General features: G+C 68.4%; 20 protein-coding genes. 9 read left to right on the top strand and 11 right to left on the bottom strand.

The genetic code is table 11. The annotated features are described in order from the left end of the window. Positions 1-3 precede the first annotated feature (3 nt). A complete protein-coding gene (locus MRBLMI1x_RS06320) occupies positions 4-660 on the bottom strand; it encodes a phosphatase PAP2 family protein (protein ID WP_018186986.1) in 657 nt (218 codons plus the stop codon). Positions 661-839: 179 nt separating this feature from the next. On the opposite strand from MRBLMI1x_RS06320, the gene MRBLMI1x_RS06315 reads away from it, so the two are divergent. Together MRBLMI1x_RS06315 and MRBLMI1x_RS06310 are read left to right on the top strand one after the other, a co-directional pair. Further along, positions 840-1,550, top strand: coding sequence for a DUF3105 domain-containing protein (locus tag MRBLMI1x_RS06315; RefSeq protein ID WP_363457282.1), 711 nt, complete (start codon positions 840-842; stop codon positions 1,548-1,550). Continuing rightward, positions 1,547-2,230, top strand: a complete 684-nt coding sequence (locus tag MRBLMI1x_RS06310; protein WP_363457279.1) for a DUF305 domain-containing protein — start codon at positions 1,547-1,549, stop codon at positions 2,228-2,230. The genes MRBLMI1x_RS06315 and MRBLMI1x_RS06310 overlap by 4 nt, the downstream gene beginning before the upstream one ends. A 67-nt stretch (positions 2,231-2,297) precedes the next feature. On the opposite strand, the gene MRBLMI1x_RS06305 is transcribed toward MRBLMI1x_RS06310, so the two are convergent. From MRBLMI1x_RS06305 to MRBLMI1x_RS06295, 3 genes are all read right to left on the bottom strand, one after another. Then, entirely contained in the window at positions 2,298-3,269 is a 972-nt protein-coding gene (locus MRBLMI1x_RS06305; protein WP_018186983.1) for a carbohydrate ABC transporter permease, read from the bottom strand. After that, positions 3,269-4,606, bottom strand: a complete 1,338-nt coding sequence (locus MRBLMI1x_RS06300; RefSeq protein ID WP_018186982.1) for a carbohydrate ABC transporter permease — start codon at positions 4,604-4,606, stop codon at positions 3,269-3,271. Before MRBLMI1x_RS06300 ends, MRBLMI1x_RS06305 begins: the two co-directional genes overlap by 1 nt. A 110-nt stretch (positions 4,607-4,716) precedes the next feature. Then, complete coding sequence (locus tag MRBLMI1x_RS06295) at positions 4,717-6,042, bottom strand: ABC transporter substrate-binding protein (protein WP_026302873.1); 1,326 nt, start codon at positions 6,040-6,042, stop codon at positions 4,717-4,719. A 266-nt stretch (positions 6,043-6,308) separates the two neighbouring features. Between MRBLMI1x_RS06295 and MRBLMI1x_RS06290 the strand changes: the two genes are divergently transcribed. After that, entirely contained in the window at positions 6,309-7,364 is a 1,056-nt protein-coding gene (locus MRBLMI1x_RS06290) for a LacI family DNA-binding transcriptional regulator (RefSeq protein ID WP_363457274.1), read from the top strand. A 79-nt stretch (positions 7,365-7,443) separates the two neighbouring features. Here the strand turns inward: MRBLMI1x_RS06290 and rplL are convergent, their stop codons facing one another. The 7 genes from rplL to MRBLMI1x_RS06255 form a co-directional block, all read right to left on the bottom strand. Further along, positions 7,444-7,824, bottom strand: coding sequence for a 50S ribosomal protein L7/L12 (gene rplL, locus MRBLMI1x_RS06285; RefSeq protein WP_018186979.1), 381 nt, complete (start codon positions 7,822-7,824; stop codon positions 7,444-7,446). A 50-nt stretch (positions 7,825-7,874) separates the two neighbouring features. Beyond that, a complete protein-coding gene (gene rplJ / locus MRBLMI1x_RS06280) occupies positions 7,875-8,363 on the bottom strand; it encodes a 50S ribosomal protein L10 (protein WP_018186978.1) in 489 nt (162 codons plus the stop codon). Positions 8,364-8,679: 316 nt separating this feature from the next. Next, positions 8,680-9,021 carry a hypothetical protein gene (locus MRBLMI1x_RS06275; protein ID WP_363457269.1) on the bottom strand — a complete coding sequence of 114 codons (342 nt, stop codon included), beginning with the start codon at positions 9,019-9,021 and terminating at the stop codon, positions 8,680-8,682. Next, positions 9,000-9,698: a hypothetical protein gene (locus tag MRBLMI1x_RS06270; RefSeq protein ID WP_363457266.1), complete on the bottom strand. Its 699-nt coding sequence runs from the start codon at positions 9,696-9,698 to the stop codon at positions 9,000-9,002. The genes MRBLMI1x_RS06275 and MRBLMI1x_RS06270 overlap by 22 nt, the downstream gene beginning before the upstream one ends. Before the next feature lie 198 nt (positions 9,699-9,896). Beyond that, positions 9,897-10,901: a sugar phosphate isomerase/epimerase family protein gene (locus MRBLMI1x_RS06265; protein ID WP_363457263.1), complete on the bottom strand. Its 1,005-nt coding sequence runs from the start codon at positions 10,899-10,901 to the stop codon at positions 9,897-9,899. A gap of 36 nt (positions 10,902-10,937) precedes the next feature. After that, entirely contained in the window at positions 10,938-12,083 is a 1,146-nt protein-coding gene (locus tag MRBLMI1x_RS06260) for a Gfo/Idh/MocA family protein (protein ID WP_018186975.1), read from the bottom strand. An 81-nt stretch (positions 12,084-12,164) separates the two neighbouring features. Further along, on the bottom strand, positions 12,165-13,211 hold the full coding sequence (locus tag MRBLMI1x_RS06255; RefSeq protein ID WP_018186974.1) for a substrate-binding domain-containing protein: 1,047 nt from the start codon (positions 13,209-13,211) through the stop codon (positions 12,165-12,167). A gap of 320 nt (positions 13,212-13,531) precedes the next feature. On the opposite strand from MRBLMI1x_RS06255, the gene MRBLMI1x_RS06250 reads away from it, so the two are divergent. The 6 genes from MRBLMI1x_RS06250 (at position 13,532) to MRBLMI1x_RS06225 (ending at position 20,427) form a co-directional block, all read left to right on the top strand. After that, entirely contained in the window at positions 13,532-15,007 is a 1,476-nt protein-coding gene (locus MRBLMI1x_RS06250) for a sugar ABC transporter ATP-binding protein (protein ID WP_020098132.1), read from the top strand. Further along, complete coding sequence (locus tag MRBLMI1x_RS06245) at positions 15,004-16,071, top strand: ABC transporter permease (protein WP_116228255.1); 1,068 nt, start codon at positions 15,004-15,006, stop codon at positions 16,069-16,071. The genes MRBLMI1x_RS06250 and MRBLMI1x_RS06245 overlap by 4 nt, the downstream gene beginning before the upstream one ends. 116 nt (positions 16,072-16,187) lie before the next feature. Then, positions 16,188-17,366 carry an ROK family transcriptional regulator gene (locus tag MRBLMI1x_RS06240; RefSeq protein ID WP_363457257.1) on the top strand — a complete coding sequence of 393 codons (1,179 nt, stop codon included), beginning with the start codon at positions 16,188-16,190 and terminating at the stop codon, positions 17,364-17,366. A gap of 67 nt (positions 17,367-17,433) precedes the next feature. Further along, on the top strand, positions 17,434-18,111 hold the full coding sequence (locus MRBLMI1x_RS06235; protein ID WP_020098129.1) for a YqaJ viral recombinase family protein: 678 nt from the start codon (positions 17,434-17,436) through the stop codon (positions 18,109-18,111). Between the two features lie 143 nt (positions 18,112-18,254). Continuing rightward, positions 18,255-19,940: an MDR family MFS transporter gene (locus MRBLMI1x_RS06230; RefSeq protein WP_363457253.1), complete on the top strand. Its 1,686-nt coding sequence runs from the start codon at positions 18,255-18,257 to the stop codon at positions 19,938-19,940. A gap of 1 nt (position 19,941) precedes the next feature. Continuing rightward, positions 19,942-20,427: a MarR family winged helix-turn-helix transcriptional regulator gene (locus tag MRBLMI1x_RS06225; RefSeq protein WP_311869335.1), complete on the top strand. Its 486-nt coding sequence runs from the start codon at positions 19,942-19,944 to the stop codon at positions 20,425-20,427. Positions 20,428-20,504: the final 77 nt, after the last annotated feature.

Below are 20,504 nucleotides of genomic sequence, written 5' to 3'. Positions count from 1 at the left end.
TCGTCAGCCTAGCGAGAGGCGTCGCTCGCGCTCCCTGACGATGGGAATCGTCAGGGCGGCGGCGACGAGCATCGTCGTGGCGACTCCGAGCACGGTCCCGCCGAGTGTGTCCGTGAGCCAGTGCGCGTGCACCTGGGTCCGACTGAAGGCCATCAGCAACGCCCAGGCGAGGCCCACGACCGCGACCCACACGCGGGGGAAGAGGATGACGGCGACCGTCGCGATCACGGCGGCATTCGCCGTGTGCCCCGACGGGAACGACCCATGATCCGAGATGACGAGCATCTCCTCGGGGCGCACCCGCCCGAACAGCCCCTTCAGCAGCTGCACGACGAGGGCGCCGACGATCGATGCCGCGAGGAAGAACACAGCACCCCATGGCCGGCGTGCCAGCGCGAGCAGCGCGGCGCCGACGAGCGGGACGACGTAGGTCCCGACGACTCCTGCTCCGAGGATGTTCATGAGGAAGGAGATCGGACGGATGCCGGGCAGGAACGTCGTCACGTACGTGTTCCACCACGCATCCAGGTCGATCAGCTCCGAATCGGTCGATTCGACCGCGATGCCGGTCGCGACGGCGACCACGAGGAGGATCGCGCCGATGACGGCCAGGCGCAGGCCGATGCCGATCTCGTGTTCATGCGTGGGCACTCTCGTCATGCGCTCATCCTGGCCGACATCCCGCCGACGAACCTGCCCCTTGCGCTCGCGGCAGTGGACGGTCGCAGGGTCACGGGAACCTATGAACGACGCCCATCCAGGGCCTCCGCAGATGCAGGCGAATAAACTCGAACCGGCGCGCCCGCGCCCTCCCCACCCCGACCGACGAGGCCACTCCCATGACCCCGAACGACCCTGCCGGAAAGCGGACGAGCGGCAACCCCGCGACGCAGGCCCAGCTGAACCTGACCGTCAAGCAGCAGCGCGAGCAGCAGAAGCAGCAGAAACTCGCCGAGTACCAGCGTCAGCTCGCCAAGCGCCGCCGCACCAAGGCCACCTGGTGGATCGTCGGGTCCACCGCCGCGGTCCTCGTGGTGGGTCTCGTCGTGGCCTCGTTCCTCCTGACACCCCGCCCCGTGTCGATCGCCCGGGGAGACGGTGACGGCAGCGGCATCCGCGGCGTGCAGACCTTCGACCACACGGCCACCCACGTCGAGGGCGCCGTCGATTACGAGCAGACCCCGCCGGCCGGCGGCGACCACAACGCCGTCTGGCTCAACTGCGGCGTGTACACGCAGCCGGTGCCGAACGAGAACGCGGTCCACGCCCTCGAGCACGGCGCCATCTGGATCACCTACGACCCGGCCCGTGTCGACGAGGCGGGCGTCGCGGCGCTCGATGCGCAGCTGCCCAAGGACTACACGGTCCTCTCCCCCTACGAGGGCATGGACAGCCCGATCGCCGTCAGCGCGTGGAACGCGCAGCTGAAGGTCGACTCCCCCGACGACGAGCGCATCGGCGAGTTCGTCAAGGCCTACTGGCGCAACACCAACGGTCCCGAGCCCGGCGCGGCGTGCACGGGCGCCCTGGACGCCCCCGGCAAGCAGTGACGACCGAGACCGTCGGCGACGAGCCGGGCACCCCGCGCACCCTCCCGCCGTGGTGGGTGGTGCTGCTGGTCGGACTCGCCGTCGCCGCGGTCGCGTTCTCGATCGGCCGCTTCTCGACCTTCGGCATCGCCGGATCCACGCCCGCCGAAGGCTCCGCGGACGCCGGCTTCGCCCGTGACATGCAGGTGCACCACGCGCAGGCGGTCGACATGGCGATGACGATCTACGCGGAGACGGACGACGAGGAGCTCCGGGCCCTCTCGTACGACATCGCGACGGGACAGTCGTCCCAGCGGGGCGAGATGCTCGATTGGCTCGTCCAGTGGGGGCTCCCGCAGTACGGTGACGCACCGATGGCGTGGATGTCGGCATCCGGTTCCGGTCACGCCCATGGAACGGCCTCGGACGCGCCGCAGACCGACGAGCAGGTCCGTGAGGCGATGGGCATGGCTTCGGACGACGAGCTGGCCGCCCTGCACAGCACGACGGGCAAGACCGCGGACTGCATGTTCCTCTCGCTCATGATCCGCCACCACGAGGGCGCGATCCCGATGGCCGAGGCCGTTCTCGAGCTCGGCACCGACGCGCGCGTGAAGACGGTCGCCGCGAACATGAAGAAGGGTCAGACCTTCGAGATCGAGGCCATGACCTCGATGCAGCAGCGCCTCGGCTGCAGCTGACACGCACGAACGAGAAGAGGGGGATGCCGGTGGCCACCGGCATCCCCCTCTTCTGTCGTTTCGGCGATCAGCCCTTCGTCGCCCCGGCCAGGAGGCCGCGGACGAAGAAGCGCTGCAGCGCGAAGAACACGATCAGCGGGACGAGGATCGAGATGAACGTACCCGCCGACTGCAGGAACCACTTGTTGCCCCAGGTCCCCGACAGGGAGTTGAGGGCCTGCGTGATCGGCAGTGCACCCGGCGAGGCGAAGATCGTCGCGACGAGCAGGTCGTTCCAGACCCAGAGGAACTGGAAGATGCCGAACGACGCGATGGCGGGAGCGGCCAGCGGCAGGATGATCCGGAAGAACACCTGGCCGTGTCCGGCACCGTCGACGCGCGCGGCTTCGATGATCTCGCCCGGGATCTCGGCGATGAAGTTGTGCAGCATGAACGTCGCCAGCGGCAGCGCGAAGATCGCGTGCGCGATCCACACGCGGGCGAAGCTGTAATCGACCTCGTTCAGACCGAAGCCGGGGAAGATCGGCACGTCATTGATGCTCAGGCCGTCCGAGAACAGGCTGAGCAGGGGCACGAGGGCCATCTGCAGCGGCACGATCTGGAGCGCGAAGACGAACACGAACAGCGCGCTGCGCCCCTTGAAGTCGATCCACGCGAACGCGTAGGCCGCGAGGGCCGCCATGACGATCGGGAACACCGTCGCGGGGATCGTGATCGCGAGCGAGTTCACGAAGGCCGAGGCGAGCGTCGTGGACGTCCCGCCCGAGTTCAGCGCCTGCATGTAGTTGTCGAGCGTGAACTTCGGATCGGTGAACGCCGTCCACCATCCGCTCGTCTGCGTGTCGCTTCCGGGGCGGAACGAGGTGACGAACAGACCGAAGGTCGGGATCGTCCAGAAGATCGCGATGATGGCCGCCGCGATCGTGGCGCCCTTCGACGTGAGCTTCTTGTGGGCGATCGCCTCGTTGCGGCGGGTGTCGCGCGCGACCTGGCGCGCGGTGCGGTTGTCGACCGGCGTGGTCGGGGCTGCCACGGTCATCAGCGGATTTCCTTCTGCTTGGCCATCGATCGGGCGTTGTAGACGATCAGCGGCAAGACGAACAGGAACAGCACGACGGCCAGCGCGGACGAGTGTCCGAAGCTCTGGAACCGCTGCTGCTGGTTGACCATCTCGAACCCGAGGACGGTCGTGTCGTCGCGACCACCGGTCATGACGGCGACGATGTCGTAGACCTTCAGCGAGGCGATCGTCACGGTGGTCAGCACGACGATCAGCGACGAGCGGATGCCGGGCACCGTGACGTTGCGGAAGCGCTGCCACGCGTTGGTGCCGTCGAGCTCGGCGGCCTCCATCTGCTCGACCGGGACAGCCTTGATCGCGGCCGAGAGGATCACCATCGCGAAACCGGTCTGCGTCCAGATGAAGACGACCAGCAGCATGAGCGTGTTGATGACCGGCTTGATGGCGAGCCACTGCACCGGATCGCCGCCGAAAGCGGTGACGATCGCGTTGAGGAGGCCGATCTGGTCGCCCTGGCGGGCGTCGTACATGAACTTCCAGATGATGCCGGCGCCGACGAACGAGATCGCGACGGGCATGAACACGAGGACCTTCAGCAGCTTCTCGCCCCGGGCCCGGTCGATGAAGACCGCGTAGGCGAGACCGATGACGACCGAGATCGTCGGCGCCAGCAGCGCCCACAGGATCGTGTTGACGATCGAGGCCGTGCCGGTGGGGTTCGTGAAGACCCAGATGTAGTTCTCGAGGCCCACGAACTCATCGCCCGTCTTGTCGAAGAACGATTTGAAGATCGTCGCGATCGCCGGGTAGACGAGGCCGAGGATCAGCATGATGCTCGCCGGGGCCATGAAGAGGATGAGCTGGAACAGGTATCCCGCGCCCTGACGGGAGCGGAAGTCCGCGAAGAAGAGCAGCGCCCCGACGAGGAGCGCGATGGCCACCACGTAGACGACGGCGTTGGCGTACGGACGCAGCAGCAGGAAGGCGAGCACCGGGATCACGAGACAGGCGACCAGCCGCATGATGAAGTAGCCGCGCCCGGGGCGCGGCGCGAACTCGATGAGCACCAGGATGATCGCCACCACGAGGCCGAAGACCAGCAGGATGACGGGGATCTGGATGAGCGGGTTCAGCGCGCCGAGCCACAGGAAGAAGCTGTTGAGCGAGAAGCCGATCGTGATGCGCGCCGATTCCTCGGTCGAACCGGTGAAGGCGAGCAGGAAAGCGACCAGAGCGATGAGGATGAAGCCTGCGGCGACGACGATCTTCGTGATCGATCGACCCCTCGGGTCTTGAGCGTGGGTGGTGACGGCAGGTTCGGTGTCGACGGGCCTGTCGACGGTCGTCTGCGACATGCGGGTTCCCTTCTGGGTACAGCGGCGTACCCGTGCGGTACGGACGGGAGAAGCGGGGCCGGGCTTTGGAAGCCCGACCCCGCTCGGCTCAGCCGATCGTCAGGCGACGATCAGTTCTCGTAACCGGCCTGGATGTCGGAGAGCACCGTGTCGGTGTCCTTGCCGTCGATCCAGTCGACCATGCCCTTCCAGAACGAGCCCTGACCCACCGTGGCGGGCATCAGGTCGGATGCGTCGAAGCGGAGGACCGTGGAGTCGTCCTGCAGCGTCGTCATCGCTTCCTTGAGGAACTCGCTCGAGGCGAGGCTGGGGTCGGCCTTCTTGTTGGCCGAGATGACGCCACCGAGCTCGACGCGAGCGTCAGCGAACTCGGGCGATGCCATGAATTCCAGGACCTTCTGCGTCGACTCGTCGTCCGAGAAGCCGGCGACGAACTCGCCGCCGCCCTCGATCTGGAGCTCACCCTCGGTGTAGCCGGGCATGATGAACGCGTAGACGTCACCGTCGGGCGCGACCTCGGGGGTCTTGCCGTCCGCGGTCTTCACGTCGAGGAAGTTCGCCGACAGGAACGAGGCCTGGTGGGTGAGGGCGCAGTCGCCGCTCGCCACGGCCGCCGCGACATCGCCGAACGCCGTCGAGTTGATGCTCTTCACGTCGCCGTAGCCGGCGTTGACGTAGTCGGGGTTGAGGAGGATCTCGCCGACCGCGTCGAACGCCTTCTTGATCTGCGGGTCGGTGAACTTCACGTCACCGGCGACCCACTGGTCGTAGACGTCGGCACCGGACTGGCGCAGGACGAGGTCCTCGACCCAGTCGGTGCCCGGCCATCCGGACGCCGCCTCGGACGAGAAGCCGGCGCACCACGCGGGCTTGCCGGTGGTCTCGACGATCTTGTCGGAGAGGGCGATCATGTCGTCCCACGTCTTGGGGACCTCGACACCCCACTCCGCGAACTGCTTCGGCGAGTACCAGACGTACCCCTTCAGGTTCGCGAGCATAGGTGCCGCGTAGAAGGTGTCGTCGAAGGTGCCGTACTTCTTCCAGTCGGGCGACCAGTTCTCGTCGACGGCCTTCTCGACCGCTTCGGGAGCCTTGAGCACCTTCCCGGTGTCGACCAGGGTCTTCAACAGACCCGGCTGCGGGACGACCGCGATGTCGGGGGCGTCGCCACCGGTCACCTTGGTGACGATGTTGCCCTCGAACGACTTGTCGCCGACGTACTCGACGGTGATGCCGGTGTCCTTGGTGAACTGGTCGAAGGACTTGTTGAGGGCGTCTGCCTCGCCGCCCGTGATGCCGCCGGAGATGCGGACGGTCTTCTTCGCCTCGCCGCCGCCGTTTCCGCTGCCACCTTCCGCACACCCTGCCAGCATCAACGCTGCCGCGCCGAGAAGGGCGACGGGGGCAAGAAGACGGTATCGCTGTGACAATGCCATGTACTTCTCCTCTTTCGGGATCATCGTCCGCCCAGAGGAGCCTTGGCCGCATCCTTGGGGAACCGATTCCAGGACAACCTACTTGGCCGAACACTCTCCGCACAACTGCGAAATATCAAGGTTCTGCAACCATTGTGCTTTCGGTTATGATCCGCATGGGATCGCTCCCATGAACTGAGGATGGAACCGGTTCCCTTCGCGGCCGCCACCGACTACGCTGAGTCCTCGACCACGGGGACAGGTCATGACGGGGTCGAGGAGGACCGATGAGCACCATCGCCGACGTTGCACGCGAAGCCGGCGTCTCCAAGGCGACGGCCAGTCGCGCCCTGACCGGCAGCGCACAGGTGTCCCCGGCCACACGACAGCGGGTCCACGAGGCCGCACAGCGCCTCGGTTACGTCCCCTCGACCAGCGCCGTCAGCCTCGCCACGGGGCGAACCCGCAACATCGGCGTCGTGCTCCCCCACGTGAACCGGTGGTTCTTCGCCGAGGTCCTCGAGGGCATCCAGGCATCCCTGTTGGAACGCGGGCTCGACCTGACCCTCTACGACGCGACGCCCGGCAGCGCCGGCCGTCGGCGCGTCTTCGACGACTTCCTCTCCCGCAAGAGGTTCGACGGCCTCATCGCCGTCGGCCTCGAACCCGCCGCGAGCGAGACCGAGGCGCTGCTGGCCCTCGACCGACCCGTCGTCAGCGTGATCGGCACCGAGCAGACCACGAGCCTCGTCACGCTCGACGATCGGCTCGCCGCCGCCCTCGCGACATCCCATCTCATCTCGCTGGGACACCGGCGCATCGCCTTCCTGGGCGGCACGTCCTCGAGCCACTGGCCTCACGTCGAGTCCGCCCGCTTCGACGGATATGCGCGGGAGATGCACGACTCCGATCTCGGCGCGCAGGTCACCCGCACACCGGCGGAACTGTCGATGCCGGCCGGCTACGAAGCAGCCGTCGACCTCCTCAGCGATCCGTCGGAGCGCCCGACAGCCATCGTGGGGGCCTGCGACGAAGTGGCGATCGGGGCCATCATCGCGGCGCGACGTCTCGGCATCCTCGTCCCGTCCGAGCTCAGCGTCATCGGCATCGACGACCACGTCAACGCCGAGATGTTCGCCCTCACCACCCTTCGCCAGGTGCCCCGCGAACAGGGGGCGACGGCGGTGGAACTGCTCATGCGCCACATCGAGGACGCGACGCTCGACCCCGTCACCGTGATGATCCGGCCGCGCCTCGTCGTCCGCAACTCGACGGCGCCGCGCTCGGGCGCGACCGCCGCTGCGGTCCGCGACTCAGGGCTCTCCCGCATCGCCGAGTCCTGACGGTTCACCGCCGGGCCGGTTAACGCCGGAAGGCTCCGGATGCCGCGGCATCCGGAGCCTTCCAGTGAAGGGATTCGCCTTACTTGACGGAAACCGTCGCGCCGGCGGCCTCGAGGGCCTCCTTGGCCTTGTCGGCAGCTTCCTTGTTCGCGCCCTCGAGCACGGCCTTGGGAGCACCGTCGACGACGGCCTTGGCCTCGCCGAGGCCGAGCGAGGTGAGCTCGCGGACGACCTTGATGACCTGGATCTTCTTGTCGCCGGCAGCCTCGAGGATGACGTCGAAGGAGTCCTTCTCCTCAACCTCTTCAGCAGCAGCGCCACCGCCGGCACCGGCAACGGCGACGGGGGCAGCAGCGGTGACGTCGAACTTCTCCTCGAACGCCTTCACGAACTCGCTGAGCTCGACGAGGGTGAGGCCGGCGAACTGCTCGAGCAGCTCCTCGGTGGAAAGCTTCGCCATGATGTATCTCCTAGATAGATGGGGTTTGTGTAAAAGAGCTCGCTCGTCGCTTACGCGGCGTCAGCGGTCTCCAGCTTTTCGCGAAGCGCGTCGATGGTGGCGGCAGCCTTGCCCATCGTCGCCTTCATCATGCCCGCAGCCTTCGCCAGCAGAACCTCACGGCTCTCGAGCGAGGCGTACTTGTTGACCTCGTCGGCAGTGAGGGCGTTGCCCTCGAAGATGCCGCCCTTGATCACCAGAAGCGGGTTGGCCTTGGCGAAGTCACGCAGAGCCTTGGCAGTGGCGACGAAGTCACCGTGCACGAAAGCGACGGCCGAGGGGCCCTTGAGGTCCTCGTCCAGAGCCGTGATCCCCGCGCTGTTCGCGGCGATCTTGGTCAGCGTGTTCTTCACCACGGCGTACTGCGCGTCCTGACGGATGTTGTTGCGCAGCTCCTTGAGCTGGGCAACCGTCAGACCGCGGTACTCGGTCAGCAAGACGGCGTTCGAGTTCTCGAAGTTCTTCGTGAGCTCGGCGACCGATGCATCCTTCTGCGCCATGGTCACTCCTTGATGTGTACGAGACGTCCCGCGGCAGCGGGACATCGACCTCGACGGTCGGGCTGCATGAGAAAAGCTCCGGCGCAAGCGCACGGAGCTTTGAGCCCGGTTTCCCGGAAGTCTGTCGTACACCTGCGTGGGCCCCTGCGATGCAGAGCTTCGATCGCATGCGCGGACGCACGACGATGACCGACGGTCTTTGGCTTGTGCCCCAGTGTACGTGCCGCCGCCCGGCGCGCCAAATCCCGGCATCCGCGCCCGTGTGTGCGCCGCGCGCCCGGGACGCGAGAGCGCCGCTTCGTGCCGAGTGCGCCTGCTATTGCCCGGCAAGAAGGGGCCTTCTCGGCAAGAAGAGACGCTCTCGCGAGGTGGGGAGGGTGATGCGGAAGGCCCGCAGGCGGTCAGCGAGCGCATCGGGGGTGACGACGTCGCGGCTGGCGCAACGCAACACCCGTCGGCCCGTGACGCCACGCACCCAGTCCTCGCGTTCCTTCTCCGCCAGAAGGATGCCGCTGAGCGGGCGCCCGGCGGTGAGCGCGGGGTCCGTGTACTTGCCGTCGCCGTCGCACTCGAGGAACGCGTCCGCCTCGACGAGTTCAAGGTCCATCCAGTATGTGCCGGTGCCGGCGGGCACCTTCACCTGGAGGCCGGGCTGCATGAAGCCCAGCCGCCGCACCTGAACTTCGTCACCGACTCGAGCGGCAGCTCCGATCTGCCGTCGAGCACCTCGACAACGTCGCGCGCCGCCCGCACTCCCCGCTTTCCGGAGCTGCGCCGCAGCCGCTCCCGCAACCGCTCTCGAAAAGCATCTCCGCCCGCCACGTCATAGCGCCGCGGCGGGCCGGCCACACGTTGCATCGCCGCGTCGGCCGCCGCCACGGCCACTTCGAGGCTCGCGCCGCGCAGTAGATCGCTGACCGTCCGCTCGAGACTCGTGCACGGGAGTCCGTCCACCGTGACGATGTCCACATCGTCGACCGCGTCACGATGTCCGACCGTGGGTCCGCTGTGCCGACCCACCCCGGCGTCGACCGCGTGCACGCGCTGGACGAACAGCCGGTAGAGAGGCAATCCGTGGAGGACCGCGGCCGAGGTGAACGAGAAGACCGGCGGCGCCCCGGCATCCGATGACACCGCGGCGATGTGGAGGCGGTGCTGCGATTCGGGCCACAGGTCCCGCCAGGTCCCGCCGTCGCAGTACCACCCCCTGCGCACCCGCACGAGGGCGCCGCCCCGGAGCGCGTCGTCGATGTCGCGTCTGCTCCACCCATCGAGGACGAGGTCGTCTCGACGCCGCAGCGCCGACGCGGCGGCAGCCAGGTCCAGTTCTCGCATCCCCCGAGCGTGCCGCCCGGTCCGCCCGGACGACACGCGCACGTCGCCCTTCCGGACAGCCCCGGTCGCCTCGCCCGTGTGGAGGAGGCACGAAAGTGCGTCCCCGTACCGAAAGCGAGGGCGGATGCCGCGCCACAGCCGACGCGCTCGACAGGACCGCGCGCTCTCGGGCCCCGGCGCTGCGCCCGCTCGCGCCGCTCAGCGCGTGCTGAACGCGGCGTCGAAGGCGGCGGCGGACGGCTCGTAGGTCGACAGCCGCCGAACGAAGGCGAGAGCCTCGGGGGCGCCGACCAGGCGGTCCATGCCCGCGTCCTCCCACTCGACGGAGAGCGGACCGGTGTACCCGATCGCGTTCAGCATGCGGAAGGCGTCCTCCCACGGCACGTCGCCGTGGCCCGTGGAGATGAAATCCCACCCGCGCCGCGGATCAGCCCAGGCGAGGTGGGACGACAGCCGACCGTTCCGACCGTTGCCGAGTCGCTTCTTCGTGTCCTTGCAGTGGACGTGGATGATGCGGTCGCGGAAGTCCCACAGGAACGACACGGGGTCGAGATCCTGCCACACCATGTGGCTCGGGTCCCAGTTGAGTCCGAATGCCTCGCGGTGCCCGATGGCCTCGAGCGCGCGGTGAGTCGTCCAGTAGTCGTAGGCGATCTCGGACGGGTGCACCTCGTGGGCGAACCTCACGCCGACCTCGTCGAAGATGTCGAGGATCGGGTTCCAACGCGCGGCGAAGTCCTCGTAGCCCGCATCGACCATGTCCTGGGATGCCGGCGGGAACATCGCGACGTACTTCCAGATCGACGACCCCGTGAATCCGGTCACGATCTTCACGCCGAGCTTCGCCGCCATCCGGGCGGTGTCCTTCATCCCCTCGGCCGCACGCCGCCGCACCCCCTCGGCCTCGCCATCACCCCACACCCGGTCGGAGAGGATGTCGCGGTGCCGCTGGTCGATCGGATCGTCGCAGACCGCCTGCCCGCCCAAGTGGTTCGCGATCGCATGCGCCTGCAGGCCGTTGCGTTCGAGGATGTCCCGACGACTCCGGACGTACTCCGCGTCGTCCCAGCGGGAGACGTCGAGGTGGTCACCCCAGCAGGCGATCTCGAGTCCGTCGTACCCCCACTCCCCGGCGAGGCGCGCGACCTCCTCGAACGGCAGGTCGGCCCACTGGCCGGTGAACAGGGTGATCGGTCGCGCCATTGCAGATCCTTTCGTGGATGCGGGTCGCCCCGCGGGTCAGTCGTTCGTCGGCACCCAGCGACTGCCCGCCGCCGAACTGCGTTCCACCGCGTCGAGGACGCGCTGCACATGGAGACCGTCCGCGAACGAGGGTCGAGGCGCGACCCCCTCGGCGATCGCCGTGGTGAAGTCCCGCACCTGATGCGAGAACCCGTGTTCGTATCCGAGGATGTGCCCCGTTGGCCACCACGGCTCGAGGTAGGGATGACCGTGTTCAGTGACGAGGATGCGGCGGAAGCCGAGCTCGGTCTCGGCGGCGGTCGCGTCGTAGAACTCGAGCTCGTTCAGCCGCTCGAGGTCGAAGGCCAATGCGCCGCGGGTGCCGGACACCTCGACCCGGAGGGCGTTCTTGCGCCCGGTCCGATACCGGGTCGCCTCGAAAGAGGCGAGGGCGCCGGAGCTGAGCCGGCCGGTGAACAGCGCGACGTCGTCGACGGTCACCCGTCCGCGCTCGGCGCTCGCGGTCCCCGACAGCCCGATGCCCTCACCCAGGAGCGGCCGTTCGTGGACGAGCGTCTCCACGATGCCGGACACGCTGTCGACCGTCTGTCCCGTGATGAACTCGGCCAGGTCTACGGCGTGCGCACCGATGTCGCCGAGCGAGCCCGAGCCGGCCTTCTGCTTGTCGAGTCGCCAGGTCATCGGCGCCTCGGCATCCATCAGCCAGTCCTGCAGATACTCGGCGCGCACCTGGCGGATGTCGCCCAGTCGACCTGCGGCGACCAGGTCGCGGGCGAACGTCGCCGCCGGCACCCGCCGGTAGGTGAAGCCCACCATCGAACGGATGCCGCGCGCCTCGGCGCGAGCCGCGGCCTGCGTCATCGCCTCGGCCTCGGCGACGGAGTTGGCCAGCGGCTTCTCGCAGAGCACGTGCTTGCCCGCCGCGAGCGCGGCGATCGCGATCTCGGCGTGGGTGTCGCCGGGGGTGACGATGTCGACCACGTCGACATCATCCCGGGCGATCGTCGCGCGCCAGTCGGTGGAGGACTCCGCCCAGCCCCATTTGGCCGCCGCCGCCGCCGTCGACCCGGCGTCGCGGCCGGTCACGACGTGCAGGACCGGGTCGAGCGGCAGGTCGAAGAACCTCGGCGCGACCCGCCAGCCCTGTGAATGGGCGGCACCCATGAAGCCGTGGCCGATCATCGCGACCCGGAGCCTTGTCGTCATGACGGTGTCCTCTCGAAGAAGGTGGGGGCGCCCACGCACCGGGCGCCCCCGTGGTGATCACTCGAAGGCGAGGTCGATGTACTGGTCGACGTTCTCCTTCGTGACGACCGGCGCGTCGAGGACGATCCGGTTCGGGATGCCGGGGGTCACGATGTCCCCGAGGGTCTTGCTCTGCGCGATCAGACGGGCCAACGCCACGCCGTCCGCAGCCTGCGTGGACGGGTAGATGACGGTCGCCTTAAGGACACTGTCGTCCGCTTCGATGGCCTCCATGGCCGCCTTGCTGCCCGCGCCGCCCATCATGAAGAACTCGTCGCGGCCCGCGGAGGCGATGGCGGCGAGGACGCCGATTCCCTGGTCGTCGTCGTGATTCCAGATGGCGTCGATCTTCGGGTTGGCCGAGAGCAGCTGCGATGCCGCGGACTCGCCACCGGCGACCGTGAAGTCGGCGGCGACCCGGGCGGAGACGTCGAGTCCGCAGTCCTTCAGCGCGTCGGCGAACCCCTGCGACCGGTCCTGCGTGAGGGGTAGCGAATCGATGCCGGCGATCTCGGCCACGACGGCGTCGGTCTTCCCGTCGAGCTGTTCGCAGATGTAGGTGCCCGCAGAGACTCCCATGCCGTAGTTGTCGCCGAGGACGGTGGCCCGGGCCGCGAAGGGGCTCGAGAACTCGCGGTCGACGTTGATGACGGGGATGCCCGCGTTCATGGCGGCGATCGCGGCCTCGGTCAGGGCCGCACCGTCGGTCGGCAGGAGGACGATGGCGTCCACCTTGTCGTTGACGAACGTCTCCACGGCGGCGATCTGCGCGATGGGGTCGTTGGTTCCTTCCGCCGTTTTCAGCTCGACGTCGTCGAAGCTGGCGGCGGCGTCTGCGGCGCCGGAGTTGATGGCGCCGAGCCAGCCGTGGTCGGCTGCGGGACCGGAGAACCCGATCGTGACGGTGTCCCCGCTCTCCGCGTTCTCCTCCGACGTGGTGCCCTGCCTCTCGGCACCGTTCTCGTCGGCTCCGGTCCCCGTACAGCCGACCAGCAGGCCGACCGAAGCGGCGGCGGCGACGCCGGTCAGGATGAGGCGCGTGCGCGCCGTCATGCGTGAGCGCATGTCTTCCTCCTTGAATGTGATGCAGCTCTGGTGTGAAGCGACCAGCGCACCTCTCGGCCTCGAGAACGCACACGAGGAGGGTCAGCGCTGACGGGATGAACATAACAGAACGGATGTCGTGTCCGTCAACTTTTGTTTTTCTATCGTCAGAAGTACCGGCGCCAGAATCCTGAACGTAACTGGCGGAATCTCGGGCGAGATGCTTCGGAGAGACTGCTGATACCTCGGCGCTGTGCCCCTCGCCAAAGGCTTGACGCGCATGTTATGTTCGCGACGTGATCAAAGATGACCATGAACCGTCATTACTCGAGGTGCGAGGAGTGACGAAGTCCTTCGCCGGTGTCCGCGCCCTGCGCGGAGTGGACCTCGACGTCCGCCCCGCCGAAGTGCACTGCATCCTCGGACAGAACGGTGCCGGCAAGTCCACCCTGATCAAGACCCTCGCCGGCGTGCACAGACCCGACGCGGGAGAGATCCGGTGGGACGGCGCGATCGTCGACATCCCCGACCCGGATGCCGGTCTCGCCCTCGGCATCGCGACGATGTACCAGGAGCTCGACGTCGTCGACGGGCTGACGGTGGCCGAGAACATCTTCCTCGGCCACGAACTCTCCCGGGGCGGATTCACCCGACGGGGCGAGGCGGCGCGGCGGACCCGCGAGCTGCTGCGACGACTCGGTCACGGTTCCCTCTCGCCGCACGCCGAGGTCGGGCAGCTGAGCGCGGCCAACAAGCAGATCGTCGCGATGGCGCGAGCACTCTCCCACGAGGTCAAGCTGATCATCATGGACGAGCCCTCCGCCGTCCTCGACAGCCACGAGGTGCAGAACCTGTTCGGTGTCGTGCGCGAGCTGACGGCGGCAGGGATCGCCGTCGTCTACATCACCCACCGCCTCGAGGAAATCCGCCAGATCGGCGACCGCATCACGGTCCTCAAGGACGGCCGGACGACGGCGACGGGACTCCCCGTCGCCGACACGCCGACGCCCGATCTGATCCGCCTGATGACCGGGCGCGACGTCGCGAACGTCTTCCCGCCGTCCTCCCCGCCCGCCGCCGACGCCCCGGTGGTCCTCGACGTCCGAGACCTGTCGCTGCGCGACGTGTTCGAGGACGTGTCCTTCCAGGTGCGCGCCGGCGAGGTCGTCGGTCTCGCCGGCCTCGTCGGATCGGGACGGTCCGAGATCCTCGAGACCGTCTACGGCGCCCGACGCGCGACCTCCGGCACCGTCACCGTCGCGGACCGGCCCCTGCGCCGGGGCTCGGTCGTCGACGCCGTCGCGGCGGGGGTGGGGCTCTCCCCCGAGGAGCGCAAGAGCCAAGGCCTCGTCCTGGACGAACCCATCGCGATGAACGTGACCCTGCCGTCGATGTCGAGGTTCTCGCGCGGTGGCTTTCTGGACTTCCGCGGCGAGCGCGCCGCGGCTCGCGAACAGATCGAGGCGCTCGAGCTCCGACCCGCCGACCCCGACCGGCCCGCACGCACGCTGTCGGGCGGCAACCAGCAGAAGATCCTGCTCGCCCGTTGGCTCGTGCACGGAACGCGGGTCCTCCTCCTCGACGAGCCGACCCGCGGCGTCGACGTCGGCGCGCGCGCCGAGATCTACGCCCTCATCCGCCGACTGGCAGCCGAGGGCAACGCGGTCGTCGTGGTCTCCAGCGAGATCGAGGAGGTGATCGGCCTCGCCGACACCGTGCTCGTCGTCGCGGAGGGCCGCATCCTCTCCACCCTTCCGTCCTCCGAGATCGACGAGCACGGCGTGCTCGACCTCGTCATGAAAGGAACCGCCGCGTGAGCGAGCAGACCACCGCCGGGGCGGACACCCCGCTGACCTCGACCGACGCACCTCCGACCACGTCGACCGTCACGGTCGAGGACGCACCCCTCTGGCGCCGCGTCCTGTCAGGGTCGGTCGGACGCAACATGGGCCTGGTGCTCGCGCTGCTCGTCCTCGTCATCGTGGGCGCGGCATCCGCCCCCGACACCTTCCTCGGCCTGTCGAACATCATGGTGATCCTGCGCCAGGCGTCGATCGTGGGCGTGATCAGCATCGGCATGACGCTCGTCATCATCGCCGGCGGAATCGATCTCTCGGTCGGGTCCGTCCTGGGCCTCGCATCGGTCGTCGGAGCGCTGGCTGCCGTCCAGGACCTCGCCGACCAGACCCACTGGATCGTGATGGTCATCGTCGCCCTCGCGGTCGGCGTCTTCGCGGGGTTCCTGAACGGGATCGTGATCGCCTACGGCAACGTCGTCGCCTTCATGGCCACTCTGGCCATGCTCGTCGGGGCGCGCGGGTTCGCCGAGATCCTCGCCAACCGCAGGACGCTGCAGGTCGGCGGACAGCGCGAGTTCATCACGTTCATGAACCTCGACATCCTCGGAGTCGACATGCTCATCTGGATCTTCCTGGTCGTGTCGGTCCTCGGCTGGGTGCTGCTGAACCGGACCACCTTCGGTCGCCGCACCGTCGCCATCGGAGGCAACCGCGAGGCGGCACGCCTGGCCGGCATCAACGTCAAGCGCCACGTCATGTACCTCTACGCGATCTCCGGCCTGTGCGCCGGAATCGCCGGCGTCATGATCCTCGGACGCACGACCGCGGGAGCGTCGGTCAACGGACAACTCCTCGAGCTCGATGCGATCGCGGCGGTCGTGGTGGGCGGAACGCTCCTCATCGGCGGCCGGGGCACCGTGACGGGGACCGTCTTCGGCGTCCTGATCTTCGCCACCCTGACCAACGTCTTCGTTCAGAACAACATGTCGTCGTCCGTGCAGGCCGTGGCGAAGGGCGTCATCATCGTCATCGCCGTGCTCCTGCAGCAGCGGTTCGCGCGACCTGCCGGCCGGACCTCCTGACGCCACACGCGCCGCAGGCCGACGAGGTCACATGCACGTCAGACATAGCGCGGCGGTGGAGAATCGACGGATGTCGAGGCGTGCGCCCGATCGCAGGACCCGGAAGAGATGATCCGATGACCGACTCCCCCGCCCTGGCTCCCGGAGCCAGCGAGCTTTTCCAGCTGCTCCGCGACGGGGCACCCCGCACCCGTGCCGAACTCGCCAAGTCGACGGGTCTCGCACGGTCCACGATCGCGGCGCGCGTCGAGGAGCTCATGCGGATGGGGCTGGTGACGGCGGTGGCGGACAAGGTCTCTACGGGCGGTCGCCCTCCGTCCCAGTTCGCCCTCAACCCGGCCGCCAAGGTCGTCATCGCCGCGGATCTGGGGGCCTCCCACGCGACGGTCGCTGTCAGCGACCTGGCCGGAGTGGTCCTCGCGCAGTCGTCGGAGCCCATCGACATCGCCGACGGCCCGGACTCGGTGCTCGCCTGGTTGCTCGACGTCGCGCGACGGCTCCTTGCGCAGGTCGGTCGCGACGATGCCTCGGTGGCGGCGATCGGCATCGGCGTGCCCGGACCCGTGGAGCACTCGAGCGGCCGGCCGTCCAACCCTCCGATCATGCCCGGCTGGGACCGGTTCGACATCCCCGGCCGCCTCCAGGAACACCTCCCGGTACCCGTCCTCGTCGACAACGACGTGAACACGATGGCCCTCGGCGAACGCGCCGCGGCATGGCCCGCAGTCGAGGATCTGCTCTTCGTCAAGATCGCGACGGGGATCGGCGCAGGACTCATCTCAGATGGGCAGCTCAGGCGAGGCGCCCAGGGCGCAGCCGGCGACATCGGCCACGTTCATGTGGCTCGCGGCGGCGATGTGCCGTGCACCTGCGGCAACCGGGGCTGCCTCGAGGCACTGGCCTCGGGACCGGCGATCGCGCGCGGACTCCGCGCGATCGGCGTCGACGCGCGCACCTCGAACGACGTCGTCGAACTCGTCAAGCGGGGAAACGTGGAAGCCATCCAGGCCGTCCGGCAGGCGGGTCGTGACATCGGCGAGGTCCTCACCACCTGCGTCAGCCTGGTCAACCCCTCGGTGATCGCCGTCGGCGGGTCGATGGCCCGCGTCGGAGAGCACCTGATCGCCGGCATCCGCGAGGTCGTGTACTCCCGATCCGCCCCGCTGGCGACGGCGCATCTGTCGATCGTCCAGTCCGCTACGGGCGCCGACGCCGGCGTTCTGGGCGCGGGGATGCTGGCGATCGAGCACGCGCTCTCGCACGACGTCCTCGCCTCGACGTCACTGAGGGCGTGAGCATCCTCGCCGTCGGCATCCGGCGGGTCGGGGCGAGCGTGCGGGAGGGGCGACTTAGGATCGACGGGTGACTCCCGAACTCGCTGCCCGGATCGTCGCGGACTCCCGCGACCGGGTCGCGTGGATGCGGGCTCGCTCCCGCGGGATCACCGCCACGGACGTCGCGTCGCTCACGAGCGAGCGCGCCATCGCCCGGGCGGCCGAGGCCAAGCTCAACGGGTCGGGATTCAGCGGCAACGCCTACACCGACCACGGCCGACGCCGCGAGCCCGAGATCGCCGCGTGGGTGGCGGCGACCCACGGCATCCTGCCCTCGTCCGCCCTGTTCCACGCCGAGGTCGAGAAGCGTCACCTCGCGACCCCTGACGGGATCATGGTGGATGCCGGGGGCCGCGTCGTTCTCGCGGAGATCAAGACGACCAACAAGACCTGGAAGTCGATCCCCCGCACCTACATGCGTCAGGTGTGGTGGCAGCAGCACGTCCTCGGCGCCGAGCGGACGCTCGTCGTATGGGAGGAGCACCAGGACTTCGTGCCGCTCCGAGACGAGCCGCGCTGCGCATGGATCGACCGGGATGAGGCCGAGATCGGCGCGCTCGTGCACCTGGCGACGTCGCTCATCGATGAGCTCTACCGCCGCACCACCGGCAACACCCCGCCGCGACGCGAGCAGCCTGCACCGGTCAGTCGTCGTGAGCAGTTGCGCGAGCGCGACATCTTCCGCGCGCTCGCCCTCGCGGACTGACCGCCGCATCACGTCCGGGCTGCGGCCCGTGTTCCCGGCGCGCCCGCGCGCCAGGCGTCTGCAGATAGTTGACACGGATCAAGCATCGGCATATAGTTGACTTCTCTCAATCTTTGATGTGAGTCAACCATCTGGAGCTGTACATGACCACCACCACTCCGACCCGGCGTCGGGTGCTCGTCCCGCTGTCGGGCCTTCTTCTCGGCATGTTCGTCTCGATGATCGCCTCGACCGTCGTATCGACCTCCCTTCCGGTGATCATCCACGACCTGAACGGCGACCAGGGCGCCTACACCTGGGTCGTCACCGCCACGCTCCTCACCACCGCGATCTCGACCCCGATCTGGGGCAAGCTCGCCGACCTCATGGGCCGCAAGACGCTCTACCAGATCGCCCTCGTGATCTTCGTGCTGGCGACCGCCGCCGCCGGATTCGCGCAGGACCCCGGCACGCTCATCGCCTTCCGCGCCGCACAGGGCGTCGGCGCCGGTGGCCTCGCCGCCCTCAGCCAGGTGCTGATGGCCGACATCATCAGCCCGCGCGAGCGCGGACGCTACATGGGCCTGTTCGGAGCCGTCATGGCCGTCGCCACGGTCGGCGGTCCGCTCCTGGGCGGTGTCATCACCGACGGTTTCGGCTGGCGCTGGAACTTCTTCGTCTCGCTCCCCGTCGCCGTCGCCGCTCTCCTCTTGGTGCAGCGCACGATCCCCGCCTCCGCCCCGTCGACGCGCCGACCGAAGATCGACTACATCGGCATCGTCCTCCTCTCGACCGCCGTATCGCTCCTGCTCATCTGGGTCACCAACGCGGGCCGCAGCTACGACTGGTGGAGCACGGAGACGCTCCTCATGGTCGGCGGCGCCGTCCTGGCCGCGATCCTGTTCGTCATCGTCGAGCTCCGCAGCTCGGAGCCCCTCGTCCCGCTGACCCTGTTCCGCGACCGCACGTTCACGCTCGCTGTGGTCGCCTCGATCGCCACCGGCATCGCGATGTTCGGCGCATCGGTCTTCCTCGGCCAGTACATGCAGATGGCCCGCGGCGCGACCCCGACCGAGGCGGGCCTCATGACGATCCCGATGATCGCAGGGCTGCTGCTCTCGTCCATCGGCGTCGGAGCCCTCATCACCCGCTACGGACACTGGAAGCCGTACCTCGTGGTGGGCAGCATCCTGCTGACCGCGGGCGCCGCCCTCCTGTCGACCATCCACTACGACACGGACTTCTTCCTCGTGTCGGTGTACATGTTCCTTCTCGGTGCCGGTGTCGGCATGACGATGCAGAACCTCGTCCTGGCCGTCCAGAACAGCGCGAAGCCGAGCGAGATCGGCGTCGCGAGCTCGGGAGTCACCTTCTTCCGCAGCCTCGGCGGCACGATCGGCGTCTCGCTCATGGGCGCCGCGCTCGCCTCGCGGGTCGCCGACCTGTTCGCGGGCTCTCACGAGCGTGTCGTCGCGGCGCTCACCGCGATCGGCCCGGCCGGCGCGACGTGGGGAAAGCAGCTCAGCTCGGGAACGCTCCCCCGTGTCTCGGAGATGCCTGACCAGCTCCGCGTCATCGTCGAGGACATCTACGCCCAGGGGATCTCGTCCGCATTCCTGATCGCGGTGCCCTTCGGCATCCTGAGCATCCTCGCGGTGATCTTCCTGCCGAACCGGTCGCTCAGCACGATGACCACTTCGGAGCGTCGCAACGCCTCGGAGGCGGACCTCGCGACCGTCTCGGTCCCCGCCGCGATGGACAGCATCACCGCCACCGGCACCGTGCCCGTCACCGGTTCCGACGTCGACACCGATGCTCGCTCCGAGGCCGAGGCGACGCCCCGCCGATAATATGGCCGAGATGTCTACGCAGTCCGATCGAGAGGCGCGCACCCTGGCGGTGCGCGCCCTCGAGGGCGAGTTCAGTGATCTGATCGCCTTGTTCCGCCGCCGGATCACCGAGAACGCGAACCGGGTGAGCCCCGGCATGCTGCCGGGTGCGTACAAGGTCTTCACGACGATCGCGCGGCACGAGCCGGTGACGCAGTCCGCTCTCGCCGAGATGCTCGCCGTCGACAAGGGCCAGCTGAGTCGCACCGTCCGGGAGCTGGCCGATCTGGACCTCATCGAGCGCACCCCCGACCCGACCGACGGTCGCTCCAGCCTCCTGTCCGCCACGGCGCGCGGTCACGAGCGCCTCGCGGATGCCCGCGGCCCGCAGGAGGGGGCACTGCTCGAGGCCCTCAGCGACTGGCGCGTCGAGGACATCGAGAACCTCGCGCACCTCCTGCACGCCCTGGTCGCCGGGTCACGGCCCGACGGCAGATCCCTCTCTTAGGCCGCGCCGAGGGCCTCAGGCCGGGCTTCTTGCCCCGGTGATGCCGACGTAACACCGCCGAGACAATGGCGAGGTTG

It is taken from the genome of Microbacterium sp. LMI1x-1-1.1, from assembly GCF_040676205.1.
Classification (GTDB): Bacteria; Actinomycetota; Actinomycetes; order Actinomycetales; family Microbacteriaceae; genus Microbacterium; species Microbacterium aquilitoris.
This window is presented reverse-complemented; position numbering and strand designations above follow the sequence as displayed.

Coding starts and splice junctions, on each gene's coding strand:
- MRBLMI1x_RS06295 (WP_026302873.1), bottom strand. CDS start 6,042: ATGGCATTGTCACAGCGATACCGTCTTCTTGCCCCCGTCGCCCTTCTC.
- MRBLMI1x_RS06270 (WP_363457266.1), bottom strand. CDS start 9,698: ATGCGAGAACTGGACCTGGCTGCCGCCGCGTCGGCGCTGCGGCGTCGA.
- MRBLMI1x_RS06320 (WP_018186986.1), bottom strand. CDS start 660: ATGACGAGAGTGCCCACGCATGAACACGAGATCGGCATCGGCCTGCGC.
- MRBLMI1x_RS06255 (WP_018186974.1), bottom strand. CDS start 13,211: ATGCGCTCACGCATGACGGCGCGCACGCGCCTCATCCTGACCGGCGTC.
- MRBLMI1x_RS06240 (WP_363457257.1), top strand. CDS start 16,188: ATGACCGACTCCCCCGCCCTGGCTCCCGGAGCCAGCGAGCTTTTCCAG.
- MRBLMI1x_RS06300 (WP_018186982.1), bottom strand. CDS start 4,606: ATGTCGCAGACGACCGTCGACAGGCCCGTCGACACCGAACCTGCCGTC.
- MRBLMI1x_RS06315 (WP_363457282.1), top strand. CDS start 840: ATGACCCCGAACGACCCTGCCGGAAAGCGGACGAGCGGCAACCCCGCG.
- MRBLMI1x_RS06230 (WP_363457253.1), top strand. CDS start 18,255: ATGACCACCACCACTCCGACCCGGCGTCGGGTGCTCGTCCCGCTGTCG.
- MRBLMI1x_RS06275 (WP_363457269.1), bottom strand. CDS start 9,021: ATGCAGCCCGGCCTCCAGGTGAAGGTGCCCGCCGGCACCGGCACATAC.
- MRBLMI1x_RS06225 (WP_311869335.1), top strand. CDS start 19,942: ATGGCCGAGATGTCTACGCAGTCCGATCGAGAGGCGCGCACCCTGGCG.
- MRBLMI1x_RS06290 (WP_363457274.1), top strand. CDS start 6,309: ATGAGCACCATCGCCGACGTTGCACGCGAAGCCGGCGTCTCCAAGGCG.
- MRBLMI1x_RS06260 (WP_018186975.1), bottom strand. CDS start 12,083: ATGATCGGCCACGGCTTCATGGGTGCCGCCCATTCACAGGGCTGGCGG.
- MRBLMI1x_RS06305 (WP_018186983.1), bottom strand. CDS start 3,269: ATGACCGTGGCAGCCCCGACCACGCCGGTCGACAACCGCACCGCGCGC.
- MRBLMI1x_RS06265 (WP_363457263.1), bottom strand. CDS start 10,901: ATGGCGCGACCGATCACCCTGTTCACCGGCCAGTGGGCCGACCTGCCG.
- rplJ (WP_018186978.1), bottom strand. CDS start 8,363: ATGGCGCAGAAGGATGCATCGGTCGCCGAGCTCACGAAGAACTTCGAG.
- rplL (WP_018186979.1), bottom strand. CDS start 7,824: ATGGCGAAGCTTTCCACCGAGGAGCTGCTCGAGCAGTTCGCCGGCCTC.